At 60.1% G+C, this 23,020-nt stretch carries 25 protein-coding genes and 1 tRNA gene; 12 read left to right on the forward strand and 14 right to left on the reverse strand.

Going from position 1 to position 23,020, the window contains the following annotated elements:
- Positions 1-20: 20 nt before the first annotated feature.
- Positions 21-1,007 (reverse strand): cobaltochelatase subunit CobS, encoded by a 987-nt coding sequence (gene cobS / locus KW403_RS06020; RefSeq protein WP_223021825.1) that lies wholly within the window; start codon positions 1,005-1,007, stop codon positions 21-23.
- Positions 1,008-1,109: 102 nt separating this feature from the next.
- A complete protein-coding gene (locus KW403_RS06025) occupies positions 1,110-1,727 on the reverse strand; it encodes a J domain-containing protein (protein WP_223021826.1) in 618 nt (205 codons plus the stop codon).
- A gap of 145 nt (positions 1,728-1,872) precedes the next feature.
- Between KW403_RS06025 and KW403_RS06030 the strand changes: the two genes are divergently transcribed.
- The gene (locus tag KW403_RS06030; RefSeq protein ID WP_223021827.1) at positions 1,873-2,154 is read left to right on the forward strand and encodes a BolA family protein; all 282 of its coding nucleotides are present in this window, start codon (positions 1,873-1,875) and stop codon (positions 2,152-2,154) included.
- An 18-nt stretch (positions 2,155-2,172) separates the two neighbouring features.
- Here KW403_RS06030 and KW403_RS06035 read toward each other — a convergent pair whose 3' ends face one another.
- Genes KW403_RS06035 through KW403_RS06045 form a run of 3 tightly spaced genes read right to left on the reverse strand, consistent with a single transcriptional unit; the run spans position 2,173 to position 5,158 of the window.
- Complete coding sequence (locus KW403_RS06035) at positions 2,173-3,438, reverse strand: HlyC/CorC family transporter (protein WP_223021828.1); 1,266 nt, start codon at positions 3,436-3,438, stop codon at positions 2,173-2,175.
- Positions 3,435-4,562 (reverse strand): 3-dehydroquinate synthase, encoded by a 1,128-nt coding sequence (gene aroB / locus KW403_RS06040; protein WP_223021829.1) that lies wholly within the window; start codon positions 4,560-4,562, stop codon positions 3,435-3,437. The genes KW403_RS06035 and aroB overlap by 4 nt, the downstream gene beginning before the upstream one ends.
- Positions 4,559-5,158 (reverse strand): shikimate kinase, encoded by a 600-nt coding sequence (locus KW403_RS06045; RefSeq protein ID WP_223021830.1) that lies wholly within the window; start codon positions 5,156-5,158, stop codon positions 4,559-4,561. The genes aroB and KW403_RS06045 overlap by 4 nt, the downstream gene beginning before the upstream one ends.
- 148 nt (positions 5,159-5,306) lie before the next feature.
- Here KW403_RS06045 and KW403_RS06050 point away from each other — a divergent pair, with 148 nt between their 5' ends.
- From KW403_RS06050 to KW403_RS06060, 3 genes are all read left to right on the forward strand, one after another.
- On the forward strand, positions 5,307-5,456 hold the full coding sequence (locus KW403_RS06050) for a histidine kinase (RefSeq protein ID WP_223021831.1): 150 nt from the start codon (positions 5,307-5,309) through the stop codon (positions 5,454-5,456).
- Between the two features lie 8 nt (positions 5,457-5,464).
- Positions 5,465-6,391, forward strand: a complete 927-nt coding sequence (locus KW403_RS06055) for a site-specific tyrosine recombinase XerD (protein ID WP_223022460.1) — start codon at positions 5,465-5,467, stop codon at positions 6,389-6,391.
- Positions 6,392-6,491: 100 nt separating this feature from the next.
- Positions 6,492-7,442: an acetyl-CoA carboxylase carboxyltransferase subunit alpha gene (locus KW403_RS06060; protein ID WP_223021832.1), complete on the forward strand. Its 951-nt coding sequence runs from the start codon at positions 6,492-6,494 to the stop codon at positions 7,440-7,442.
- 7 nt (positions 7,443-7,449) lie between these two features.
- On the opposite strand, the gene KW403_RS06065 is transcribed toward KW403_RS06060, so the two are convergent.
- Positions 7,450-8,097, reverse strand: coding sequence for a Vgb family protein (locus tag KW403_RS06065; RefSeq protein ID WP_223021833.1), 648 nt, complete (start codon positions 8,095-8,097; stop codon positions 7,450-7,452).
- 35 nt (positions 8,098-8,132) lie between these two features.
- Positions 8,133-9,359, reverse strand: coding sequence for an HTH domain-containing protein (locus tag KW403_RS06070; RefSeq protein ID WP_223021834.1), 1,227 nt, complete (start codon positions 9,357-9,359; stop codon positions 8,133-8,135).
- Between the two features lie 113 nt (positions 9,360-9,472).
- On the opposite strand from KW403_RS06070, the gene KW403_RS06075 reads away from it, so the two are divergent.
- Positions 9,473-10,249, forward strand: a complete 777-nt coding sequence (locus tag KW403_RS06075; protein WP_223021835.1) for a DUF899 domain-containing protein — start codon at positions 9,473-9,475, stop codon at positions 10,247-10,249.
- Positions 10,236-10,895: a DUF2182 domain-containing protein gene (locus KW403_RS06080; RefSeq protein ID WP_223021836.1), complete on the forward strand. Its 660-nt coding sequence runs from the start codon at positions 10,236-10,238 to the stop codon at positions 10,893-10,895. The genes KW403_RS06075 and KW403_RS06080 overlap by 14 nt, the downstream gene beginning before the upstream one ends.
- A gap of 15 nt (positions 10,896-10,910) precedes the next feature.
- Here KW403_RS06080 and KW403_RS06085 read toward each other — a convergent pair whose 3' ends face one another.
- The 3 genes from KW403_RS06085 to KW403_RS06095 are packed head-to-tail and all read right to left on the reverse strand — an operon-like array spanning position 10,911 to position 13,086.
- Positions 10,911-11,642, reverse strand: coding sequence for an amino acid ABC transporter ATP-binding protein (locus tag KW403_RS06085; RefSeq protein ID WP_223021837.1), 732 nt, complete (start codon positions 11,640-11,642; stop codon positions 10,911-10,913).
- Positions 11,639-12,313, reverse strand: a complete 675-nt coding sequence (locus KW403_RS06090; protein ID WP_223021838.1) for an amino acid ABC transporter permease — start codon at positions 12,311-12,313, stop codon at positions 11,639-11,641. Before KW403_RS06090 ends, KW403_RS06085 begins: the two co-directional genes overlap by 4 nt.
- 29 nt (positions 12,314-12,342) lie before the next feature.
- Entirely contained in the window at positions 12,343-13,086 is a 744-nt protein-coding gene (locus tag KW403_RS06095; RefSeq protein WP_223021839.1) for an amino acid ABC transporter substrate-binding protein, read from the reverse strand.
- Between the two features lie 445 nt (positions 13,087-13,531).
- Here KW403_RS06095 and KW403_RS06100 point away from each other — a divergent pair, with 445 nt between their 5' ends.
- Together KW403_RS06100 and KW403_RS06105 are read left to right on the forward strand one after the other, a co-directional pair.
- Positions 13,532-14,815, forward strand: a complete 1,284-nt coding sequence (locus tag KW403_RS06100; RefSeq protein ID WP_223021840.1) for a L,D-transpeptidase family protein — start codon at positions 13,532-13,534, stop codon at positions 14,813-14,815.
- Entirely contained in the window at positions 14,812-15,048 is a 237-nt protein-coding gene (locus KW403_RS06105; RefSeq protein WP_378596952.1) for a sulfurtransferase TusA family protein, read from the forward strand. Before KW403_RS06100 ends, KW403_RS06105 begins: the two co-directional genes overlap by 4 nt.
- 74 nt (positions 15,049-15,122) lie before the next feature.
- Here the strand turns inward: KW403_RS06105 and KW403_RS06110 are convergent, their stop codons facing one another.
- Positions 15,123-16,205 carry a CobW family GTP-binding protein gene (locus tag KW403_RS06110; RefSeq protein ID WP_223021842.1) on the reverse strand — a complete coding sequence of 361 codons (1,083 nt, stop codon included), beginning with the start codon at positions 16,203-16,205 and terminating at the stop codon, positions 15,123-15,125.
- Between the two features lie 4 nt (positions 16,206-16,209).
- Positions 16,210-17,325, reverse strand: a complete 1,116-nt coding sequence (locus KW403_RS06115; protein WP_223021843.1) for a D-alanyl-D-alanine carboxypeptidase family protein — start codon at positions 17,323-17,325, stop codon at positions 16,210-16,212.
- A gap of 401 nt (positions 17,326-17,726) precedes the next feature.
- Between KW403_RS06115 and KW403_RS06120 the strand changes: the two genes are divergently transcribed.
- Positions 17,727-18,890: a M20 aminoacylase family protein gene (locus KW403_RS06120; RefSeq protein ID WP_223021844.1), complete on the forward strand. Its 1,164-nt coding sequence runs from the start codon at positions 17,727-17,729 to the stop codon at positions 18,888-18,890.
- A 74-nt stretch (positions 18,891-18,964) separates the two neighbouring features.
- Positions 18,965-19,041, forward strand: a tRNA-Arg gene (locus tag KW403_RS06125).
- 2 nt (positions 19,042-19,043) lie between these two features.
- On the opposite strand, the gene KW403_RS06130 is transcribed toward KW403_RS06125, so the two are convergent.
- Complete coding sequence (locus tag KW403_RS06130) at positions 19,044-19,259, reverse strand: hypothetical protein (protein WP_223021845.1); 216 nt, start codon at positions 19,257-19,259, stop codon at positions 19,044-19,046.
- Positions 19,260-19,653: 394 nt separating this feature from the next.
- Between KW403_RS06130 and KW403_RS06135 the strand changes: the two genes are divergently transcribed.
- Positions 19,654-21,669 carry a DUF4139 domain-containing protein gene (locus tag KW403_RS06135; protein WP_246637907.1) on the forward strand — a complete coding sequence of 672 codons (2,016 nt, stop codon included), beginning with the start codon at positions 19,654-19,656 and terminating at the stop codon, positions 21,667-21,669.
- Positions 21,670-21,677: 8 nt separating this feature from the next.
- Here the strand turns inward: KW403_RS06135 and KW403_RS06140 are convergent, their stop codons facing one another.
- Positions 21,678-22,154 carry a MarR family winged helix-turn-helix transcriptional regulator gene (locus KW403_RS06140; protein WP_223021846.1) on the reverse strand — a complete coding sequence of 159 codons (477 nt, stop codon included), beginning with the start codon at positions 22,152-22,154 and terminating at the stop codon, positions 21,678-21,680.
- A 242-nt stretch (positions 22,155-22,396) separates the two neighbouring features.
- On the opposite strand from KW403_RS06140, the gene ectA reads away from it, so the two are divergent.
- Positions 22,397-22,999, forward strand: a complete 603-nt coding sequence (ectA, locus tag KW403_RS06145) for a diaminobutyrate acetyltransferase (protein ID WP_223021847.1) — start codon at positions 22,397-22,399, stop codon at positions 22,997-22,999.
- Positions 23,000-23,020: the final 21 nt, after the last annotated feature.

The following is a 23,020-nucleotide window of genomic DNA, read 5'->3' on the forward strand; positions in this document are numbered from 1 at the left end:
TTCTCGGCCTTGGCGCGACGCTAGCTCAACGCGACGTTGGCGGCCGATTCCGGCAGTTCCTCGCCGAAGGCGCGCTGGTAGAACTCGGCGACCAGCGCCCGCTCCAGCTCATCGCATTTGTTGAGGAAGGTAAGGCGGAAAGCGAAACCGACATCGCCGAAGATCTCGGCATTTTCGGCCCACATGATCACCGTGCGCGGGCTCATGACGGTGGAGAGATCGCCATTCATGAACGCCGAGCGCGTCAAATCGGCAACGCGCACCATGCGCGAGATCGTCTCGCGGCCCTTCTCGTTCTGGAAATGCTTGTTCTTGGCCTGAACGATGGCGACTTCATCGTCATGCGGCAGATAGTTGAGCGTGGTGACGATGGACCAGCGGTCCATCTGCGCCTGGTTGATCTGCTGTGTGCCATGGTAGAGCCCGGTCGTGTCGCCCAGGCCAACCGTGTTGGCGGTGGCGAAAATGCGGAAGGCGGGATGCGGACGGATGACACGGCTCTGGTCGAGCAGGGTCAGGCGGCCCGACGATTCCAGAACGCGCTGGATGACGAACATCACGTCGGGACGGCCCGCGTCATACTCGTCGAAGACGAGCGCGACATTGTGCTGGTAGGCCCAGGGCAGGATGCCGTCCTTGAACTCGGTGACCTGCTTGCCTTCCTTGACGACGATGGCGTCCTTGCCGACGAGGTCGATACGGCTGACATGGCTGTCAAGATTGATGCGGACACAGGGCCAGTTGAGACGTGCGGCGACCTGCTCGATATGGGTGGACTTGCCGGTGCCGTGATAGCCGGAGACCATGACACGCCGATTGTGGGCGAAGCCGGCGAGAATGGCGAGCGTCGTCTGCTTGTCGAACAGATAGTCCGGATCCACATCAGGCACATGGGAATCGGCCACCGAAAAAGCGGGCACGACCATGTCTGAGTCAAACCCGAACGTGTCTTTCACCGAAACGGTCGTGTCGGGCAAATTGGCGATATCGCGATCAATCTTGTTCATCATGCCTCCAGCGGCCAGGCCCTTGCCTGCATCGCTTGAACGTTTTGTTTTTCCGGGACGTCTCATCGGACATCGTTCGACGCGTCTTACCAGACGCCCGCTTTAACAGAAACCCGCCTGCTTCAACAGACGGTATGCTTCAAGCACGCTTCGAAGGCGCTCTTCCGATCCCCGGTCACCACCATTCGCATCGGGATGGTGCTGTTTCACAAGGTTCTTATAGCGCGACTTGATCTCTTCGCTAGTGGCTTGTGCGCCCAGGCCCAGTGTTTCGAGCGCCTTGGCCTCAAGCGGCTTCAATCGCTTTTCTCTAGGCTTGCGCTCGGCCTGCTTGTCACCGAAAAGATTGAACGGGTCGCCCACACGGTTGTGATAGGCAGCCCGGCCTGAACGATAGGAGGAGAAATCGGCAGCGGCGCGCGCCTCGCTGTCACCGCCCATCTTCCATGTCGGGCGATGGCCCGTCAGCGCTTCCTTCTGGTAGCGCGCCACTTCCGTGTCGCTCAGACCGGAGAAATAATTGTAGCCCTTGTTGTATTGCCGCGCGTGGTCAACGCAGAAGCGGAAATACTGGCCCTCCGCATGGCGCCCCACCGGGGCACGATGGAGACCGGGTTCATCGCACCCGTCCCACTGGCAGCGGGGCGCGCGCGACTTCGCCTCCGCTTGGGGGTCGGGTCGAATGCGAATTTTCTCGAAATATTTCGAGTAGGGTTTCATATCGGTCTGCGTGTCACCAAATCAGTGTGGAAGTATGGCCGCTCAGCGCCGGGATACAAGAATTGACTTTTGGTCAAAGTTCGACCTAGCGCTTGAATCGAACGTGAATTTGGGGATGCACCCCATATGGTGTGAGGAGACGGAATTGTCCATCCAGTCGACGATAGAAAGCAAGCTGACCCACGCATTTTCTCCAGAGAGGCTTGCAGTCATCAACGAAAGCCATCTCCATGCGGGTCATCAGGAGCATTTCGACGGAACGGGAGAGACGCATTTTCGTGTGCGAATTGTCGCAGAAGCCTTCAGCGGCATGAGCCGCGTCGCGCGGCACCGTGCCGTTAACGAACTGCTTGCCGAAGAGCTCAGGGACCCCGTGCACGCACTGGCCATCGAACCGGCAGCGCCGGGCGAGCCGACACGTTGGTGATTCAGCGAAGACAGGGGCTCAGGCGAGCGGCCTGATCCGAAGCTTGGTGATGCGGTTCTTGTCGCGTTTCATGACGATGAAGCGCTTGCCGAAGAAGGTGAAGGCCTGTTTTTCCTCGGGGATCGTCTGGGTTTCGTGGATGACGAGACCGGCGATTGTCGTCGCCTCCTCGTCGGGCAGGTTCCAGTCGAGCGCGCGGTTCAGGTCGCGAATCGGCACAGAGCCTTCCACCACGATGGAGCCATCGGCCTCCTGCTTGACGCCCTGAACTTCCACATCGTGCTCGTCGGCAATGTCGCCGACGATTTCCTCGATGATGTCCTCGAGCGTAACGAGGCCTTCCACCTCGCCATATTCATCGACGACAATGGCAATGTGCGCCTTCCGGCGCAGGAAGGCGTTGAGCTGATCCTGCAACGTGGTGGTGTCGGGAACGAACCACGGCTTGGAGGCCACTTTGGCGATGTCGATCTTCGTGTAGTCGTTCTGAACATCGCCCAGCGCGCGCAAAAGATCCTTGGCGTGTACGACGCCGACAATGTTCTCCGTCGAACCCTTCCAGATCGGAATGCGGGTGTAGGGGCTGCGCAGGATTTCACGCACCACGACCTCCGGGGCCTCATCCGCATCGACCGAACGCATATTGGTGCGGTGGATCATGACGTCGGACACTTCCAGCTCATGCAGGTCTAGCAGCCCGCCGACACGGTCGCGGTCCTGTTTCACCACCGCGCCCTCACGGTGAAGCACCTCAACGGTGCCGCGCAGCTCTTCATGGGCAGACAGCATCGACTCGCGGCTTTGCAGATCGACGCCGAAAATTGAAAGAAGAAGCCTGACGATCCCGTTGGCAAGCGACGACAGGAAGCCGAAGAGAACCACCACGATACGCGCGAAAGGCGACACGGTGAGCGCGAACATCTCGGGCTTTGCGAGCGCCCAGGACTTCGGCAGGATCTCGGCAAAAATGACCAGAAGGACAGTCATGATGACGGTTGCATAGAGCACGCCCGCATCACCGAAGATTTTCAGGAACAGGCTGGTCGTGAGCGCAGAGGCGAGAATATTGACCAGATTGTTGCCGATCAGAAGGGCGCCCACAAGCCGGTCTCGCCGCTGGATCAGGCGATCGACCAGACCGGCACGCGCATCGCCATTTGCTTCCATCGTGTGAAGCCTGGCGCGCGAAACAGCCGTCATGCCCGTCTCGGTTCCCGAAAAGAGGAAAGAAAGCGCTATGAGGCCCAGAATGATGCCGCCTGTGATCCACATCTCGGGTGTCATTGCGATAAAGCTCCCTCAAGAAAGGACAAAACCTCGCTTGCCGGGACGTCCTTCGCTACGAAAGACTGGCCGACGCCGCGAGTGAGAATAAAGGTGAGTGCGCCGCGCGATACCTTCTTGTCCTGCGCGATATAGGTCAAAAGCTGTTCGGCACCAGGCAGGCCGCCGGGTACGTGGGACAGCCGCGTGGGCAAACCGACAGCGGCAAGATGCGCTTCAACGCGCTCGGCATCATCCACACTTGCCAAATTGAGGCGCGCGGAAAAGCGATGCGCCAGCGCCATGCCGATGGCCACGCCTTCGCCATGCACGAGGCGTGCGCTGTCATAGCCCGTCGCCGCCTCCAGCGCGTGGCCGAACGTATGGCCCAGATTGAGCAATGCCCGGTCGCCCTTCTCCAGCTCGTCTCGGGCCACCACATCTGCCTTGGCCTGACATGACTGCGCAATGGCTTCGACCCGCTCCGGACCGCCCGCGAAAACCGCCTGCCAGTTTTTCTCCAGCCAAGCGAAAAAATCCGGCCGGTCGATCAACCCGTATTTGGCGACCTCGGCATAACCGGCACGGAACTCGCGCGGGGAAAGCGTGTCGAGCACGGCTGTATCAGCGATGACGAGCTGCGGCTGGTGGAATACACCGACAAGGTTCTTGCCATGGACAGTGTTGATGCCGGTCTTTCCACCGACAGAAGAATCCACCTGAGCGAGTAGCGAGGTGGGCACCTGAACGAAGCGCATCCCGCGACGCACGATGCCGGAAGCGAAGCCCGCCAAATCGCCCACCACGCCGCCGCCAAGCGGGATGACAATGTCGCCGCGTTCAAGCCTGGCATCGAGGATACCGGACACAACCTCTTCCAGCGTTGCGAAACTCTTCGAGCGTTCCCCCGGAGCCACGGTGATCGCAGCCGATTCCACACCGGCTGCAGCGAGGCTTTCCTGAAGGGGCGCCAAATGATCTGCCGCGACATTTGAGTCGGTAACGATGGCTGCACGCACACCGGGAAGGCGCGCGGCAATTTCCGCACCTGTCCGCTGCAGCAAGCCTGGTCCGATGAGGATGTCATAGGAGCGCGCACCAAGCGAGACATGCACCTTGGCGGGCGCAGCATTCACATCACTCATGATCGGGTGTCCTTCCGGCATTCGTCCTGCAAATAGGCGTCGAGGGCGGCAATCACCTCAGCCACGATGACTTCCTTGGGCTCGTTGCGTGAATGAACGACGATATCTGCTTCGCCATAGAGCGGGTAGCGTTCATCCATAAGATTGCGCATCACCCCTTCGGGATCGTCATTGTTCAACAGGGGGCGGTTGGAACGGCGCCCCACACGTTCCATCAAAGTCGGCAGGTCGGCTTTCAGCCAGACCGAGACACCGCGGCGCGCGACGGCGCGGCGCGTCTGGCCGTTCATGAACGCGCCACCGCCGGTGGAAACAACGCGCGGCCCGCTCTTGAGCAATCGCGCAATGACCCGCCGCTCCAGCGAGCGAAACTCGGTTTCCCCATAGGCCGCGAACAGATCCGGCACCGTCATGCGCGAGACCGTCTCGATCTCGTGATCACTATCGATGAAAGGCAATTTCAGCACATCGGCCACACGCCGGCCAATCACCGTCTTGCCGGCGCCCATCAGGCCGACAAAGACAAGCGATCGCCTGCCCAGCCGGCGAGCGAGAATTTCGGTATCTGGAATCGATAGGTTATCGGTGACTGTCATGCTCGCGCCTCTGCCTGCCGGTTTCGACACAAAAGCCGTGATCCGTCAAGCGCTTGACTGTCGTGCACACCACATACTTGCTTGCAAAGGAGGAAGCGGCATCCCATAAACAGACTGGGTAGGGAAGACAGAACGGGGCACTGAAGGCATGCCGACGCTTTTTCGGCTATTGATGATCATCGCGGTACTCGCGGGGCTGGTTTATGGCGCCATGGTTGCCCTCGTGACCTTTGTCGAACCGCAAACCGGCGAGATGAGCGTGCGAATTCCAGCAGAAAAGTTGAATCCATCGCAATGAGCTCCCGGATCGGCAGCGGCGCGCGGATCGAGGCCTTTCTGGAAATGATGGCGGCCGAACGCGGCGCCAGCGACAACACGCTTGCCTCCTACCGCCGTGACCTGGAGGATGCCGCCTTGCACATCGCAAGAGATGGCAGGACCCTGCAAGATGCCGACGCGGATGATCTGCGCGCTTTTCTCAGCACCCTTTCCGCACAGGGGTTTGCGGCTACGACCCAGACCCGCAAGCTCTCTGCTCTCAGACAGTTTTTCCAGTTTCTCTACGCGGAAGGGCTGCGCGGCGATGACCCGACGGGAGTTCTCGACAGCCCGAAAAAAGGACGCGGCCTGCCGAAAACACTGAGCGAGGAAGAGACAGGAAACCTGCTTGAACGGGCTGAAACGGACGCTCGCGAGGCCGCGCCGCACACACCGGAGCACGTCGGAGCGGTGCGGCTCCACGCGCTGCTTGAGGTGCTGTATGCCTCGGGCCTTCGTGTGTCCGAACTCGTAAGCCTGCCGGTAACGGTGGCGCTTCGGGATGAGCGTTTCTTCGCTGTGCGCGGCAAGGGCGGCAAGGAACGCATTGTGCCGCTCTCCGGCAAGGCGCGCGCAGCCATGCAGACTTGGCTCGCCGTGCGGAAAGCAAACCCTTCCTGGGCCGAGAGCACCTGGCTCTTTCCTGCGAATTCGGAAAGCGGTCACTTGCCAAGGCAGGTCTTCGCTCGGGAATTGAAGGCGGTCGCGGCGCGTGCAGGCGTCGACACGGCGAAGATCTCACCGCATGTGCTGCGCCACGCCTTTGCAAGCCATCTTCTGCAGAATGGCGCGGATTTGCGAGCCGTGCAGGAATTGCTGGGGCATTCGGACATATCCACGACGCAAATCTATACGCATGTGCTTGAAAAACGCCTTGCCGAGCTGGTTCAAAAGCACCATCCGCTTGCCGATTAGCTTCATGAACGTTATGTGGAGCGTCACATTACCGGCGGCAGGCCGTGTTCAACCCAGAGATGCCTCTATCGCAGTGTCTCGTGTTCGATTTGGCGAGTGAATGTACAACTATCTCGATTTTGAAAAGCCCGTTGCCGATCTCGAAGGCCAGATCCTTGAACTGAAAAAGCTCGCCGAAAGCGGCGAAGCGGTGGACGTCGCCGATGAGATCGCACGCCTTGAGAAGCGTTCCAAGGATGCACTGGTAGAAATCTACCGGTCGTTGACGCCCTGGCAGAAGGCACAGGTCGCCCGCCACCCCGACCGCCCGCACTGTCTTGATTATGTGCGCGGTCTCTTCACCGATTTCACGCCGCTTGCCGGGGACCGGGCCTTCGGCGAAGACAATGCGATCATCGCTGGTTTCGCCCGCTTCAACGGCCAATCCGTTGCGGTGATCGGCCAGGAAAAAGGCAACGACACGCAAAGCCGTCTGAAGCACAATTTCGGCATGGCCCGGCCCGAAGGTTACCGAAAGGCCGTGCGCGTCATGGATCTGGCGGACCGTTTCGACATTCCGCTCATCAGCATTGTCGACACGACAGGTGCCTATCCCGGCATCGGCGCGGAAGAGCGCGGTCAGGCAGAAGCCATCGCCCAGTCGACATCCCGCTGTCTCGGCCTGAAGGTTCCGAACATTGCTGTTGTCATCGGTGAAGGCGGCTCGGGTGGCGCCATCGCCATCGCCACCGCCAATCAGGTCTACATGCTCGAACACGCCATCTACTCGGTGATCTCGCCCGAGGGCGCGGCCTCCATTCTGTGGCGCGACTCTGCCCGGGCGAAAGACGCGGCAACCAACATGAAGATCACCGCGCAGGACCTTATGGGCCTCAAGGTGATCGACGGCATCATTCCCGAGCCGATCGGCGGCGCGCACCGGGCACCGGAAAAGGTGATCGCAGCGGCCGGCGAGCAGATCGAGAAGGGATTTGCCGAAATGGCCGACGGCAAGATGGATTATCGCGAGCATCGTCGCGAGAAATTCCTCGCCATCGGCCGGACGTTGTAAGCCTCGATCAGGCGGCGGAAGCACGTTCGGGTCTGCGCACCACGCGGATGGTACCACTGTTTCCGCCACCACAGAAAAAGCGGTCGCTGCCGTCGGACTCAAGACCTGATATGCCCATCCCGGACGGCATGTCCAATTGGGTCAGCACTGCCCCGGTTTCCGGGTCGATGCGCCGCAGTTCATTTTCGTCGCCTTCCCACGTGCCGTGCCACAGCTCTCCATCCACCCAGGTAACACCCGTGACAAAGCGGTTGGATTCGATGGTGCGCAGGATCGCTCCCGTCTCCGGGTCGATCTTGTGGATTTTCCGATCCCGAAACTGCCCGACCCAAAGTGCGCCGTCGGCCCAGGCCAAACCGGAGCTGCCTCCGTCCTGTGGGGCAGGAATGCTGGCCAGCACCGAGCCGGTTTCCGGATCAATCTTCTGGATCCGGTCTTCCGCGATCTGAAACATGTGCGTGCCGTCGAAAGCCGTGCCCGCCATTGCCGTCATCTCGATCGAGCGAACGATCTGGCCTGTTCCGGGATTGACGGCATTCAACCTGTCTCCCGAAGCAAACCACACATTCTGTCCGTCATGGGTGACGCCGTGAACGGCCTCCACGTCCGGGAAGGGGCCGAGTTCCTGGATGATGTCTGCTTTTGATCTGGTCATGATCCATTTCCTTTCCGATTGATCATGGACCGAACCTATCCGTCGGTGATTTTGGCCGGGAGTAACAAGTTTGTCGGGAAACCGGGCAGTGTTGGCACGACCCAGCGGCAGGCGCGCCCGCGCCCGCGCCCGAAGGATCGCACCTTTCCCTCCTCCCGCAACCGCTCAAGGGCCCGCTGGACCGTCCGGGAGCTGACACCCAGAGCCAGAGCAAGCGCTGCGCTGGACCACGCCTCGCCATCGCCCAGCAAGGCAAGGACATCTGCATGGCTGTCTTCCACGGGCTGCGCCAGAACAACCACGTCCCGTCCCTCCGGAACAGTGAGAAGGAAACCGGCATCCGTGGCGCTCAGACCCGCATGATCCCCCAGCAGCGCGCGCAGCCTGCCTATTTCCACCCGCAAGCGCGCGCGGTGAGATTCGTCCGCGACCCTGCCTCTGAACGCCTTTGCCACGAGAACCTTGCGGGAAACGTCCGACGGCCATGCTTCGGCAAGCGCACGTGCAAGAGCGAAGAGAACCGGACGTGTCTCAAGCCCGATCACTTCCCTTGCGCTGCGGACCACATGCCGACAGGCATCAACCACGAAAGTGCCGGATGCGAGAAGAGCCTCCACCTGATCGAGCAGGAGCAACTCCTCCCCCCCGCTCGAGATCAGCCTGGCCGCAGGCACCTCAAGTGCCCGCATGGCAGTGTCGACCTCGCTCACCAACGCGGGAATACCCGCCCCTCTTGCAGCGGCGGCAGCGCGCTCCAGCGCGGCCCGCGCCTTCCTTGCCTCAACCCGACGCATGGCGATGCCGGCAGCCACCATGCCGCAGCCGGCTTGCGCCTGCAACGGCAGCAAGTCCGGATCAATCACCTCAAGCTCCCGCTCGGCTTCATCCAAACGGCCGATCAGCAGGAGATGCCGCGCGGAAAGGTAACGGGCATAGGCGGCGTTGATGGTGTCGCCCTGCCGCTCCAGCGTTTCGCGCGCCCGTTGAAGCGCCGCCTCCGGCCAGCCGAGATCGCGTGAGACGAGGGCAATCTCCGCTTCCGCCACGACGCAGCGCGCCCGGGCCCTGTGTTCGCGTGGGCTGAAAGCGCGCGCTGCGCGGCGCAGCAGCGCCTTGGCGAGATCCAGATCGCCTAGTTGCGCCATGGCGATGCCGCGCAGCGCCAGTGCCGGCGCATCACTGCGCAGGGCAATGCGGTTGAGCGCACCCAGCGGATCGCCCGCCGCCAGCGCGCGGCCCGCCGCAGTGATTAGAGCGTCCATCTAAATCGCGCCACGATTGTCACTCTCACCCCCCGATTACCATTCCCTACTCTAGCGGACAGCCGCCCCCCGACAAGACGCGGATGAAGGGCGGCCATGCAAAGGAGAAAACCATGACCATACACGCGACAGGAACACATGAGGAATGGCGCGCGGCGCGGCTGGCGCTTCTACAGGAAGAAAAGGAACTCACCAGACGCAGCGATGCGCTGGCGCAGAAGCGACAGCAACTTCCCTGGGTGCGCATCGACAAGGAGTATCGCTTCGACACGGAGATGGGAGAGGCCTCGCTGGCCGATCTTTTTCAGGGCCGTTCGCAGCTTCTCGTCTACCATTTCATGTTCGGCCCGGACTATGAGGCGGGCTGCCCCTCCTGCTCTGCCATAGCGGACGGGTTTGACGGCTCGGTGGTGCATCTGGCCAATCACGACGTGACCCTGATGGCCATATCCCGTGCGCCGCTCTCAAAATTGACGGCTTTCAGGAAACGGATGGGATGGTCCTTTCCGTGGGCATCTTCCGGCCAGAGCGACTTCAACCAGGATTTCGGGATTGGATTCACGAAAGAGCAGCAAGCCGAAGGCATCGAATACAACTTCCGGCGCGAACCGCCGATGAAGAACACACTCGCCGGCAAGACGATGGCGAACTGGGATGGCGACAACCCGGTTGCCCAGACCGCCGCGATGACTGGGACCGACGTGCCAACCTTCACACGCGAACGTCCCGGTGCAAGCACCTTCGTGCTGGAGGACGGGGTGGTCTACCATACCTACTCAACATATTCCCGCGGACTGGACGGGCTGTGGGGCATGTATCAGTGGCTCGACCGTGCGCCCAAGGGGCGCAATGAAACGGGCATGTGGTGGCGCCATCATGACAAATACTAAAGCACTGCCCGTGGCTCTGGCCCTTGCATCAACGCTGGGGCTGGCAGCGCTCTGCTGGGGCCTCATGGCACAGACGATGGGGGGCATGCACATGAAACCGGTCGCATCGCCCGGCCCGTTTCCTGCCTTCATCGCCATGTGGATCACAATGATGGCGGCAATGATGTTGCCCGGCATCGCACCAACGGTCGTGAAAACAGCCCGGGGCGGTGCTTCCGGTGCAGCCGTTCTGTGGTTCGTTGCGGCCTATCTGATCGTCTGGGCTGTGATCGGCCTGCCGGTCTATCTGCTCTACCAGCCCCACGGCACCGTGATCGCGGGCATTGTCACGATTGCGGCAGGCCTCTACGAGTTCACGCCGATCAAGAAGGAAGCGCGGCGTCGATGCTGCCGTGGCCCCCTCTCCTCTGGTCTTGAGTGCGGGTCCTTCTGTGTCGTCATGACGATTGGGCTGATGGCGATGCAGATCGCCATCGGCATCATGAGCCTTGGCTGGATGGTGGTGGTGACGCTCGTCATCTGCGCGCAAAAGCTCATGCCGCCACGGGAGCCCATCGACACGATCCTGGGTCTGGCACTGATCGGCCTGGGGCTTGCCATCCTTGCTGTTCCGGACCACGTGCCCGGCCTCATGCCGGCCATGTGACGCCAACCGGCCCGATCAAAGCACCTTGCGCAGAAATGCGCGGGTGCGCGGGTCCTTCGGGTCGGTGAACATTGCGTCGGGAGGTCCCTGCTCGACGATCTTGCCACCATCCATGAACAGGATTCGGTCTGCAATGTCGCGGGCGAATTGCATCTCATGCGTGACGATCAGCATGGTCTGGCGCGCATCGGCCACGCGCTTCAACAATTGAAGCACCTCTTCCACCCATTCGGGGTCAAGTGCCGAAGTCGGCTCGTCGATGAGCATGATCTCGGCCTCCGCCGCCATGGCGCGGCCGATCCCGACACGCTGCTGCTGGCCACCGGACAACGCGGCCGGGTAGCTCTGCGCCTTGTCGGCAAGACCGATGGTAGCCAGAATCTCTTCGGCGCGGGCGTGTGCTCTCGCCTTCTCCCAGCCCCGGACGGTGATCAGCCCCTCGGCGATGTTGTCGCGCGCCGTCTTGTTGGCAAAAAGCGCGTAGCTCTGGAACACGAAGGAGGTCTGCCTTCTGAGCGCGAGCTCTTCTGCGGCCCTTGCCCGGCGCGCATCGACAGTGACAGGGCCAATGGTGATGGTCCCCTCGTCGGGCTTTTCGAGAAAGTTGAGCGAGCGCAGCAGCGTCGACTTCCCTGTGCCGGACGGGCCGATGATGGCAACACGCTCGCCCGAACGGATATCGAGATCGATGCCATCCAGAACAGTGTTGTCGCCGAAACGCTTGGTGAGTGCCCGAACAGAAATCATCGCGCCACCGCCTTTCCGAGCCGAGCCTCGAGCTGGCGCTGAACCACCGTAAGGGCCTCGACGATCACCCAATAAATGACCGCCACCAGGATGAAAGCCTCGAAATAGAGAAAACTGCCGGCGGCCTCCTTCTGCGCAGCGCCCATCAGCTCCGTCACGCCCAGTGTGAAGGCAAGCGAGGTGCTCTTGATGATGTCGACGAAATAGTTGACCAGTGTCGGGGCAGCAATTCGAGCCGCCTGCGGCAGGATAATGCGACGCATCATCTGCGCTGTTGTCATGCCGACGGAGCGCGCCGCTTCCCATTGCGAACGGTCTACACCGAGGATCGCGGCGCGAATGCTTTCGGCCATATAGGCCGCGAAATGCAGGGTGATGCCCATAATCGCCGCCGTGACGCCGTTGATGGCTGTCAGGAACGAAAACACCTGCGGCAGGCCGTAATAAAACAGGAAAAGCTGCACCAGGAGCGGCGTGCCTCGAAAGAAGCTGATGAATATCTGCGTGAAACCATCGAGAAGCGGAACGCGCATGACGCGAACGACGGCCATCAGCGAAGCGAGCAACAGTGCAAAGACCATGGCCACCGACGCCATCGCAAGCGTCAGCGGCACATATTTGAGAAGCACAGGGACAAGCCCCAGCATGTAGTCGAGATCAAGCGGTCTCATTGTCCCCGGCTCTCATTGGCGTTGCGTGTTTATTGGCTGATGTCGGTGCCGAACCACTTCTGCGAGATTTCGCTCAGCGTTCCGTTTTCCTTCAGCGTCGTGATGGCCGCATCCACGCGGTCTCGCAGTGCCTTGCCCTGATCATCGTTGCGGAACGGGAGCGCATTGCGAATCTCGGAAAACGGCTTGCCGGCAAGCGAAAGCGGCAGCGGCGTTTCCTTGATCACCTGGCTGGCGCTGACACGGTCCATCACGAAGGCATCAACGCGCCCCAATGCCGTTTCCTGCTCGAGATTGCTCTCATAGGTCTTGATTTCAATCTCGTCGGAGTATGGCAATTCGCGCAGAAGCTGCTCGAAATTTGAGCCGAGATTGACGGCGACCGAACGGCCCTTGAGGCTTTCCGGCCCGGTGATCTCGCCTTCATTGCCCTTCTTCACGACCACCTGCGCGCCATCGATCACATAGGGCTGCGAGAAGGCGAATTTCGCTTCGCGTTCCGGCGTGATGGTGATCTGGTTGGCAATGGTGTCAATGCGTCCAGACTCGAGTGCACCGACAAGGCCGGAAAAACTCATCGTGACATACTCCACCTCGTCACCGGTCTCCTTGACCACGGCATCGATGAAATCCACCTCGAAGCCCTGAAGCTTGTCCTGTTTGACGAAGGTGAACGGGAAATAGCCACCCGACATACCGACGCGAACCGTCTCTGCTTGGGATGCCGATACGGTGGCGGCGAAAATTGCTGCTGCTAGTGCCAGTTTGCGCATTGAAATCTCCAGCGGCGCCCTGCGCCTGCTTGTTGCTTGGTGCGGCACAGATAGGAAGTGTAGAAAAAAATTCTATAAGCAGGCGATAAAAGCAATGCAAAAAGCCATTATTTTATATAAATCACAACCCTCGTAGCATTGGATGCTAATTCAGAAGGGTTTCTGAGCACGCAATGGCCATGCCGGATCTGTTTCAATGTCGGTATTCAGCCCCAGGAACACACTCTGGAACTGGAGTCTTCTCTTGCGTACCGACCATTCCTCGCCTAGAAGCCGCGAAAAGGCCACAAAGCCCGACAAAATGCCACGAAACGGTCACAGCATGGCTGCAATGCCTAATGACCCGGGTAATCTTTTCGAAAGCATAAGGGTTCATTTTCTATAAGCGGAGTGGCATTTTAGAATCTCCGCAGGGGCCCAAATAGGCGGGACGCGACAACATTCCATGACACGCCTGATCAAATATGCCTTTTTGCTGTCGACGGCGCTCGCGCTCGCCGCATGCAACGAAACGCTTGAAGACATCTCGCCGAAGGCCGAGCGTCAGTTACCGGCACGAATCGTCCAGACGATGAAGGCCAAGGGGATGAGCAAGACCTCACCCGTCATGATGCGCATCTTCAAGGAAGAGGGAAAGCTGGAGGTCTGGAAGGCCAAGACCAATGGCCGCTACGACATCATCGCCAGCTACGACATCTGCAAATGGTCGGGCCAGCTCGGGCCGAAATTCACCGAGGGCGATCGCCAGGCACCGGAAGGTTTCTATACGGTCCGTCCCGGCCAGATGAACCCGAAATCAAGCTATTATCTTGCCTTCAATATCGGTTTTCCTAATGCCTATGACCAGGCAAACGGTCGCACCGGAAAACACCTCATGGTGCATGGCGCCTGCTCATCCGCCGGCTGCTATTCGATGACCGATGAGCAGATCTCGGAGATCTACGCTTTTGGTCGGGATTCCTTCAAAGGCGGGCAACGCGAGTTCCAGGTCCAAGCGTTCCCGTTCCGCATGACGGCGGAAAACATGGCTCGTTATCGGAACGACCCGAATTATGAATTCTGGAAAATGCTCAAGGTCGGCTACGATCACTTCGAACTGACCAAAATGCCTCCGAAGGTCGATGTTTGCGGCAAGCGGTACGTGTTCAACAGCGAACCCGTCGACGGCCAGAGCTTTTCGCCGACCGCTGCATGCCCGCCAATGAGCCAGCCTGAATCGCTGCTCACGGCCTACCGTCAACACCAGGCATTATACGATATCGCGTTCAACAAGGCTCTCAAGACGCAAGCGGCAGTGGAAACGTCCGAAACCATCGCCGGGCACGAGGAAGCACGCCTTGTAGCCGACTGGAGCAAGCGCCGCGCCCGGGGCGAAAAGGTTTCGCGCCTGCCGCCCAACATTCCGTCGCCAACGGCCGTCGCCGAGGCACCTGAACCTGCATCCACGCCCGCTGTGTCTGCCACGGCTTCCGCCTATACGGCCGAGCCCACGTCGCCCCTTCAAAGCGCGTTGGAAGCCGCAGCCGCCACCGCCGCCCAGCCTGAGCAACAGGAGGCTGCGGACAACACCGCTGCGGTCGCGACCGAAACCACTGTGGAGGGCGCAGTGCCCAATCCGACACCGCGGCCCGACACAAGCGCTGAACGCACCGCGTCTGTCCCGGCACCGGCCACCGGCGGCCAAGCCCCTTCGCTGCGTCGGCGCATCCAGAATATCTTCAGCCGCTGATCGTGCCAGCCGCAGCACAGACATACGACCTCAAGGGGCTCAACTGCCCCTTGCCTGTTCTCAAAGCGCGCAAGCGACTTGCACAGATGCCGAGTGGCACCCGGCTTTGGCTGGAAACCACAGATCCGCTGGCGGTGATTGATATTCCGGCCTTCTGCAATGAACACGGGCACATGCTCATCGAGACAGAATCGACTGCGGATGGTCACCGCTTTCTGGTGGAACGAGGCTAGAGTGGATTGTTTGCCGCATTTGTGCGGGTGTCAGGTGATCCCACCTGACTGCAAAATGCTCTAGGGTCTGGATCCTAGGGGCGAAAGCCCGCTATGGCGAGCGGGTTGTCCTGAAGGGCAGTCCGGTCGGGCGTATCGACCGCCGCCTCCCCCACAAACGCCGCGAACACGCCCCTCACATATCTCTCATCAAGCCCCGTCCCGATGATGACCAGGCGCACACCGCGCGTCTCATCCGGCCATTCCGCAAGGTAACGCGGCTCATGCAGGATCTGGCGCACCCCTTGCACGACCAGGGGGCGCTCGGGGCGCCCGCTAAGTTCCACGATGCCCTTAAGCCGCAGAATATGTGGCCCACACTGACTGCGCAGGAGGTCGAGAAAATTCTCAAGCGCCGAACCGACGATGGGGCGGTCATTCGTCAGCAGAATCGTGTCGAAGGCAGCGCTATGCCCATGCTCATGATCGTGATCGTGATCGTGGTCATGGTGGTGGTCGTGATAGGGTGAAGCCTCACGCAGGACCGGAGCAGCACGTGAACCGATTTCGAGCGCGCTGCAATCGATAAGCGCCGCTGCATCCATCTCATCGACGGAGAGAGGTTCGAGGCCTGGCGCTAGCTCCGCCAGATACGCTTTCAGACCACGGAGAGCATCCGCATCAACCAGATCGGTCTTGGTCAACAGCAGCCTGTCGGCCACCGCCACCTGATGCCGGGCCTCCTCATGCGCTTCAAGCGTCGCCCGCCCGTACATGCAGTCTACCAGGGTAACCACGCCATCAAGCCGGAAACGGGCGGCAAGCGCCGGATGCGCGGCGAGCGCCTGCAGGACCGGCACTGGATCTGCAAGGCCTGTCGTTTCGATCACCACACGTCTGAGCTTGGCTGCACGATCATTCGACAGTCTTTCATCGAGACCGAGCAGCGTATCCACCAGCGCACCGCGCACAGTGCAGCAAAGACAGCCATCCGACAGCTCGACCACTCCGTCCGACGCCTCTTCCACAAGAAGATGATCGATGCCGACCGCACCGAACTCATTGACGATCACCGCAGTGTCCGAAAGAGCCGGATCGCGCAGAAGCCGATTGATCAACGTGGTCTTGCCGGCACCGAGAAAGCCCGTGACCAGCGTCAATGCAATGGTGTTGGCCATAATCTCAACCGCCCTGCGCCGTTTCGGCCGTGGCACTTTTTAGCGGGTAATCCGGCCGTGGCGTGGGGATCGGCACATCCGCGTAGCGCGGAACGGATGGCGCAGGACCGGTTGCGCCCCCGAGGCTGATCGCCACGGCACGCGGCTCGTGATCCATCTCTGTCAGATAAGGCGAGCGCTCCACCAGGAGATTGTCGTCGTCACCCCGTTCGAAACGCGCCTTGACCGCCGCCTCGGAACAGACCTCGGGGCGCATGTCCACCGCCACGTCGCGAGCCTCGCCATAGGGGGCGAAAGAAGCAATGGATGGGGAAACCGCGCCCTGGATCCTGAAACCCTCTGCAAGCAGACGGGCGGCTTCTTCGCCGCGCTCCACCTGTGTCGGCGCTCCCAGCACGATCGTCGCGAGCGTACGGCCGTTGCGCGTGGCGGTGGCCGCCAAGTTGAAGCCGGACGAGCACACATAACCCGTCTTCATGCCATCGGCGCCCGGAAAGCGGCCGATCAGCCAGTTGTAATTCGGCAAAACCTTGTCGCCGGTGCGAATGGCCTCCAGCGAAAAATAGTGCGCATGCTGCGGGAATTCGGTGCGAATGGCTCGAACGAGAAGCGCCAGATCCCGCGCTGTTGTGTATTGCTCGGTCGAGAAAAGTCCATGCGGATTGACGTAATGCGTGCCGGACATGCCCAGCTTGCGCGCTGCCGCATTCATGCGTTCTGCAAACGCACCAACCGAACCACCAACATTTTCGGCAATGGCCGTCGCCACGTCATTGGCCGATTTGACCATGATCAGCTTGATCGCGTTGTCGAGAGTCAGCACCGATCCGGCCGGGTAGCCCATCTTGCTCGGCGGCTCCCGCGTAGCCCGCTTCGAAATCGTGACCGGCGAATCGAATTGCAATTCGCCATCCCGCACCGCTTCGAAGGCCACGTAAGCTGTCATCAGCTTGGTCAGCGACGCAGGATACCAGCGCTGGAAAGCATCTTCATGGGAGAGAACCCTGCCGCTGTTGACATCGAGAACGATCGTCGGCCCTGCCGATGCCGGCAGAACCGCCGCAACCATCCCCATCACTGCCCCGGCCACAGCGGGTGCGGCAAACCTTGCGAAACACATGCGCATTATCCGAATTTCATGTCCGCCTGAAATGTCAGGCACCTTTGTTGACCCGTATACCGATCATGACCCGAAGCGCCAAAGCGCACAGTCGACGACCAGACCTAAGTGCTGTTCGTTTCCTGCTGATGAACCGGGTCCATTTAACGCGAACCCAGTGGTTATAGCAAAAAACCATGATGCCGACGCCTTAATCTCGCTTGAAGACACCGCTGCGGCATGCGCAAAAGCAGGAACTGGTCCAAGCGGAACAGCTTGCAATCGCGCAGAATCACATCTTACCTGCTTCAAAACCTCAGACTGATGACTGCGGGATGCATGCGGCCCCTCCGGCACTGCTGCAAGACCGACTTCACAGTGAGGCCTGAATACCGGCAAAAGTTTGAAGGAAAGAACAAAACATGCCGATTTTGAATCGTTCTGCGGAGCTGCAGGCGGAGATCATCGAATGGCGGCGCGATATTCACCGCAACCCCGAGCTTCTCTTCGATGTGCAGCGTACCGCCGGCTTCGTAACGGAGAAACTCCGGGCGTTCGGCTGCGACGAGGTGGTGACAGGCCTTGGCAGGACGGGCGTTGTCGGCATTGTCCAGGGCAGGCTCGGCAGCGGCCCGACCATTGGCCTGCGCGCCGATATGGATGCCTTGCCGATGACGGAGATGACGGGCAAGCCCTGGGCCTCCATTTTTCCTGGAAAGATGCATGCCTGCGGCCATGACGGTCATACGGCCATGCTTCTGGGGGCGACCAAGTACCTTTGCGAAACACGCAATTTCAAGGGCCGTGTCGCGGTGATCTTCCAGCCCGCCGAAGAGGGCGGCGGCGGCGGCAACGAAATGGTGAAGGACGGCTTGATGGAGCGCTTTGCCATTGAGCGCGTCTTCGGAATGCACAATCTGCCTGGCTTGCCGGTCGGCCAATTCGCGATCCGACCGGGGCCTATCATGGCCGCCACGGCGGAGTTCACGATCACCGTGAAGGGACGCGGTGGCCACGCTGCCATGCCGCATATGGTGATCGACCCCATTCTTGCAGCCAGCCAGATCGTCACAGCGCTCCAGAGCATTGCCTCGCGCAATGTGCACCCCCTCGATTCGGTGGTGGTCTCGGTCACCAAGTTCCATGCCGGCGATGCCTTCAACGTGATTCCTGACAGGGTGGAGCTGGCCGGCACCGTGCGAACTCTCAAGAAGGAGGTGAATGTCGATGCCGAAAGCCGGATGCGCGCCATTTGCACCGGTGTGGCGGCGGCCCATGGTGCCTCGGTCGAAATCGACTATGACTCCAACTATCCGGTGACGTTCAACCACGCCGAGGAAACGGCCTTTGCAAGTGCCGTGGCCAGCGAGATTGCCGGCGCGGCGAATGTGGACACAGACATCACCCCCACGATGGGTGGCGAGGATTTCTCCTACATGCTTGAAGCACGTCCCGGCGCTCTGATCTTCATCGGCAATGGCAACAGCGCCGCGCTCCACAATACGCAATACGATTTCAATGATGACATCATCCCGCACGGCGTCAGCTATTGGGTGAGGCTGGCAGAAACCGCCCTGGCGGGTTGATGCAGCTGCGCCCTTGGCACGAGGCCCATTTCATCTTGGCGAACCGGCTTCATCGCGTTATGAGAGGGCTCAGCGGTCCCGTAGCTCAGCAGGATAGAGCATCAGATTCCTAATCTGAGGGTCACAGGTTCGAATCCTGTCGGGATCGCCATTTCACGCTGATCCCTTCTCGTCACGTTGATTGAGTTCTTCAACGGAGATGGCGCTTTCAACTTCGCTGTCCTGGACACTCTCTCCTGCATCTGAACGAATGTTGACAGGGTCCAGCGTCAACCGTCGTATGTCGATCGGCCGAAAATACAGCATCGCTGCGAGGACCAGAAAGCTAAACACTACGGATATTGGGACAGCAAATTCCTGCACAAACAAAACAAAATTCCCCATACTCACCCACACAATGCAATTTCTGGGGAACCAAGAGGCACATCGCGTCCTCGATCATCCTAAACCACACCCAGCTTAAACGGCTAAGTGTCGAGTACTTAAAATACCCGCAATAATTGCGATACTATCAAGGCCCCCGCCCATAGAATACAATTGATCTAACGCAATTTTGCCGGCTTTTAATTAACTTGAGTTAAGTTTCCCTATCTTTCTTCCGCAACGTCAACCGGTTGGAGATTTCTGTCGGTGAGCCTTCGCAAGCTGCACCGGTCGTGCAACGCATTTTTCCAACTCATGCCACGATCCGATCCAGATGCACTGTTAGCGAAATGATGTTTAGCCTTGTCCAGCCCCTTCCCAGCCAGCGTGGAGAGATGATGTGTCAGCGAAACCATCCCGGAATTTGAACCAGACGTTTGCTCGCGCCGCTCTGTTCGGCGTCTGCTTTGCCTTCGCGCAGGCGACACCATCGGCTTTTGCCGAAATCATAGACAGCGGTCAGATCAAGGCGATCACGCTTTCTTCTGGCGGTTTGGCCGAGATAAGGCGTTCCGCCCGCATCGAGGGCGACGGCATGCTGCGGATCGATATCCCCCTCGATCAGGTGAACGACTTTCTGAAAAGCCTGGTTGTAAGGGATCCCGCAGGCACTATCGATGCCGTCACGCTGGATGGGCTCTCCCCCGTCGACGAGACATTTCGCCGCCTTCCCCTCAGCCCTGACGAGATGGGATCTGTGCCGGCTTTGGCTGCTGCGCTTCAGGGCATCTCCGTGCGCGCCACATCCGGCGGGCGCACTGTCGAAGGCATGATCCTCGGCGTCAGCACGGAGCAAACAGGCAGTGATACAACGCCGCGTGTGGAGCGGGTGCTCTCCGTAATGACCGCGGACGGAACGCTGGAGCTTTTGAAGCTCGGTACGGATACCAAGCTGGACATACTCGATGAGGCCCTGAAGGAACGTTTGCGCGAGGCGGCCAAGATAAGCGGGCGGGGGCGCACGGATGCTATCCGCTCGGTGGCGATCACACTCTCGGGAACCGGTGAACGCGATATAGCAATTTCCTATGTGGTGCCTGCTCCGGTTTGGAAAGCAGCCTATCGGCTCATTTCAAACGGAGAAGACACAGCACGCCTGCAGGCATGGGCTGTGGTTGAAAACGCCACCGGAGAAGACTGGAATGGCGTCGGTCTTACACTCTCATCGGGCGCACCAGTGACACTCGCCCAAAAACTGCATCAGCGCTATTGGAGCGAACGCCCGGACATTCCCGTTGCCGTCGGCAACGCCGCACCGCCACGACCGGACGATGCAGCTGGCCTTGAGCTCGCTCAAATGGAGCCAGCTTCCCGCCAGATGCGTGCATTCAGCGGCGCCGCAGCTCCCGCGCCGATGGCCGATATGGTGATGCAAGAGCCCTCCGCCCCCACCAATCGCACTGAAGCGCAAGAGGGACGGACGAGCGCCACCTACCATTTGCCGAACCCCGTACACCTCGCCGCAGGGCAAAGCCTTTCTCTTCCCTTTGTGGACGCCGAGATCGAAGCTGAGCGGGTGTCCGTCTTCCAACCGGAAAGCGGCGGCATTCATCCCGTTGCTGCGGTTTTTCTCAAGAACGGCACTGAAGCCAGCCTGCCGCCGGGTATCGTGACGGTCTACGATCTCGCGAGTGGTTATGTGGGCGATGCGCAGCTTCTGGGCATTCCGGCCGGCGAGAGCCGCATGGCAAGCTTCGCCAGCGACCGCAAGGTCGAGATCACGACGGAAACCAAACCACAGGAGATCGTGGACGACGTCGCCATAAGCGAGGGGGTTCTGCGCGCGAAAACGGTCTCACGGATCACCACCACTTACAGAATCAAGGGCGCTTCGGATGCGAAGCGTACAATATTGATCGAACATCCGCGCCGCGATGGGTGGCAGATGGAAGCGTCCGCGCTCGATAGTGCAACGCCCACCCACTATCGCCTTCGTGCCACGGTGGAGGCCGGTGGTACATCCACCGTCAGAACGGTGATGGAACGCAGTCGTATGGAAAGTTTCGCTCTCGCCGATGCCAGTGCGGATGCGCTGTATGTATGGGCCGGCTCAGCCACTGACAGCGAGACCGACAAAAAACTGAAGGACCTTGCTGCTCTCAAGCGCGAGGCCGCAGCGGCAGATCGCGCCGTGGCGAATGTCCAGCAAGCGCTGGAAAGAACCGCCGGCGACCAGGCCCGCATTCGCGACAATCTGAGCTCCGTTCCCCGCGAGAGCGCTCTGGCAGAGCGCTACATGCGCATGCTCGAAGAGCAGGAAAACCGGATCGCCGCACTCAACCAGGAAAGAACGACGGCCGAAGACGAGCGGGATCGCCTGAATGCTGAGGTTCGGGCATTCATCAGCAGGCTCTGAAAGCGCCTTTACTTGCGATCGACCGCACCGACATCAAGCAGCGGCGCCGCATCGAGCGCACCGGCATTGAGCATCGCACCAACACGTTCAAGCGCCGCAACGATCATGCCCTGCTCCCAATCGGGCAGGGCCTGAAATTGCTCTGAAAACGTCTTTTGAAGCGGATCGGGAGCGGCTTTCAGAAGAGCCCGTCCCTCTTCCGTCGGCGCTACCCAGACAACACGCTTATCGCGCTCGCTGCGCGTACGGGTGACAAGTCCCCGCGCCTCCAGCTTGTCGACCAGGGACGTTGCGGTCGCCTGTCCGACACCGGCCTTGCCGGAGATATCCTTCGGCGTCGCCCTACCGGCTGCAGCGACAATTTCCAAAACGATAAGCTGTGGCGTGGTCAGCCCGGTCGCCCGCGCCAGAGTCCGGGCATTCAACTCCGTCGCGCGCAGGATGCGCCGCAGGGCAATCAGGCTTGTTTCCGTACGATCTTCCATTTGCGATACCCCAAAGCTCGCATGCCGGAACAGCGATTCTTTGTCGCCATTCTCACCTCACCCATGGATAGCAGAGAAATTTTAATTTGATTAGCGAATAAAATTTTTCTCAGAACCCTATACATTCCATGGGTTTGCAGCCGGAATTCAACGGGTTGACGCTCTTTATGGAACCAAATCCGTCCTGGGCGGTTGAAATATCCTTCGATAGTCATAATATTCGGCGCGCTATGAGGAGACCAATGTCCATTACTGATATCAAGCTTGTACGCAAGCGATCGCCCGAAATTGTCTATCGCCCCCCGCGCAAGGAAGACGGCGCGGATGTGTGGCGGCTCATTCAGTCCTGCGAGCCGCTCGACGAGAATTCACTTTACTGCAATCTGTTGCAGTGCGACCATTTCGGCGACACATGCATCGCCGCCGAAAGAACCAGCGATGGAGCGCTGGTGGGCTGGGTTTCGGCCTATCTTCTGCCTGACGAGGACAACACTTTGTTCGTCTGGCAGGTTGCCGTGGACAAGAGCGTTCAGGGTATGGGCGTCGGCAAGAAACTGCTCGCCGCTTTGCTCGACCGTGAAGCCTGCGAAAACGTGCAGGCGCTCAAGACCACCATCACCTCCGACAACAAGGCAAGCTGGGGTCTGTTCTCCTCGCTCGCCCGCAAACGCGGCGGTGAACTGAGCCACGAGCCTTACTTCCGCAAGGATGCGCATTTCGATGGCAAACATGCCACCGAACATATGGTGACAATCCAGTTCGCCGAGGGTGCATCCGACGATCTCAGCGGAAACTGGATTTCCCTGCGCAAAGCAGACGAGGCCCGGAGCGACGACGCCGCCTGATGGCGGCGTCCCAATTCGCAC

The sequence above is a fragment of the Nitratireductor kimnyeongensis genome (genome assembly GCF_019891395.1).
Classification (GTDB): Bacteria; Pseudomonadota; Alphaproteobacteria; order Rhizobiales; family Rhizobiaceae; genus Nitratireductor; species Nitratireductor kimnyeongensis.

Bases quoted from the DNA above. Each gene is read 5' to 3' on its own strand.
- cobS (WP_223021825.1), bottom strand. From the start codon at position 1,007: ATGAACAAGATTGATCGCGATATCGCCAATTTGCCCGACACGACCGTT.
- KW403_RS06025 (WP_223021826.1), bottom strand. From the start codon at position 1,727: ATGAAACCCTACTCGAAATATTTCGAGAAAATTCGCATTCGACCCGAC.
- KW403_RS06035 (WP_223021828.1), bottom strand. From the start codon at position 3,438: ATGACACCCGAGATGTGGATCACAGGCGGCATCATTCTGGGCCTCATA.
- aroB (WP_223021829.1), bottom strand. From the start codon at position 4,562: ATGAGTGATGTGAATGCTGCGCCCGCCAAGGTGCATGTCTCGCTTGGT.
- KW403_RS06045 (WP_223021830.1), bottom strand. From the start codon at position 5,158: ATGACAGTCACCGATAACCTATCGATTCCAGATACCGAAATTCTCGCT.
- KW403_RS06050 (WP_223021831.1), top strand. From the start codon at position 5,307: ATGCCGACGCTTTTTCGGCTATTGATGATCATCGCGGTACTCGCGGGG.
- KW403_RS06060 (WP_223021832.1), top strand. From the start codon at position 6,492: ATGTACAACTATCTCGATTTTGAAAAGCCCGTTGCCGATCTCGAAGGC.
- KW403_RS06065 (WP_223021833.1), bottom strand. From the start codon at position 8,097: ATGACCAGATCAAAAGCAGACATCATCCAGGAACTCGGCCCCTTCCCG.
- KW403_RS06070 (WP_223021834.1), bottom strand. From the start codon at position 9,359: ATGGACGCTCTAATCACTGCGGCGGGCCGCGCGCTGGCGGCGGGCGAT.
- KW403_RS06075 (WP_223021835.1), top strand. From the start codon at position 9,473: ATGACCATACACGCGACAGGAACACATGAGGAATGGCGCGCGGCGCGG.
- KW403_RS06080 (WP_223021836.1), top strand. From the start codon at position 10,236: ATGACAAATACTAAAGCACTGCCCGTGGCTCTGGCCCTTGCATCAACG.
- KW403_RS06085 (WP_223021837.1), bottom strand. From the start codon at position 11,642: ATGATTTCTGTTCGGGCACTCACCAAGCGTTTCGGCGACAACACTGTT.
- KW403_RS06090 (WP_223021838.1), bottom strand. From the start codon at position 12,313: ATGAGACCGCTTGATCTCGACTACATGCTGGGGCTTGTCCCTGTGCTT.
- KW403_RS06095 (WP_223021839.1), bottom strand. From the start codon at position 13,086: ATGCGCAAACTGGCACTAGCAGCAGCAATTTTCGCCGCCACCGTATCG.
- KW403_RS06100 (WP_223021840.1), top strand. From the start codon at position 13,532: ATGACACGCCTGATCAAATATGCCTTTTTGCTGTCGACGGCGCTCGCG.
- KW403_RS06110 (WP_223021842.1), bottom strand. From the start codon at position 16,205: ATGGCCAACACCATTGCATTGACGCTGGTCACGGGCTTTCTCGGTGCC.
- KW403_RS06115 (WP_223021843.1), bottom strand. From the start codon at position 17,325: ATGTGTTTCGCAAGGTTTGCCGCACCCGCTGTGGCCGGGGCAGTGATG.
- KW403_RS06120 (WP_223021844.1), top strand. From the start codon at position 17,727: ATGCCGATTTTGAATCGTTCTGCGGAGCTGCAGGCGGAGATCATCGAA.
- KW403_RS06140 (WP_223021846.1), bottom strand. From the start codon at position 22,154: ATGGAAGATCGTACGGAAACAAGCCTGATTGCCCTGCGGCGCATCCTG.
- ectA (WP_223021847.1), top strand. From the start codon at position 22,397: ATGTCCATTACTGATATCAAGCTTGTACGCAAGCGATCGCCCGAAATT.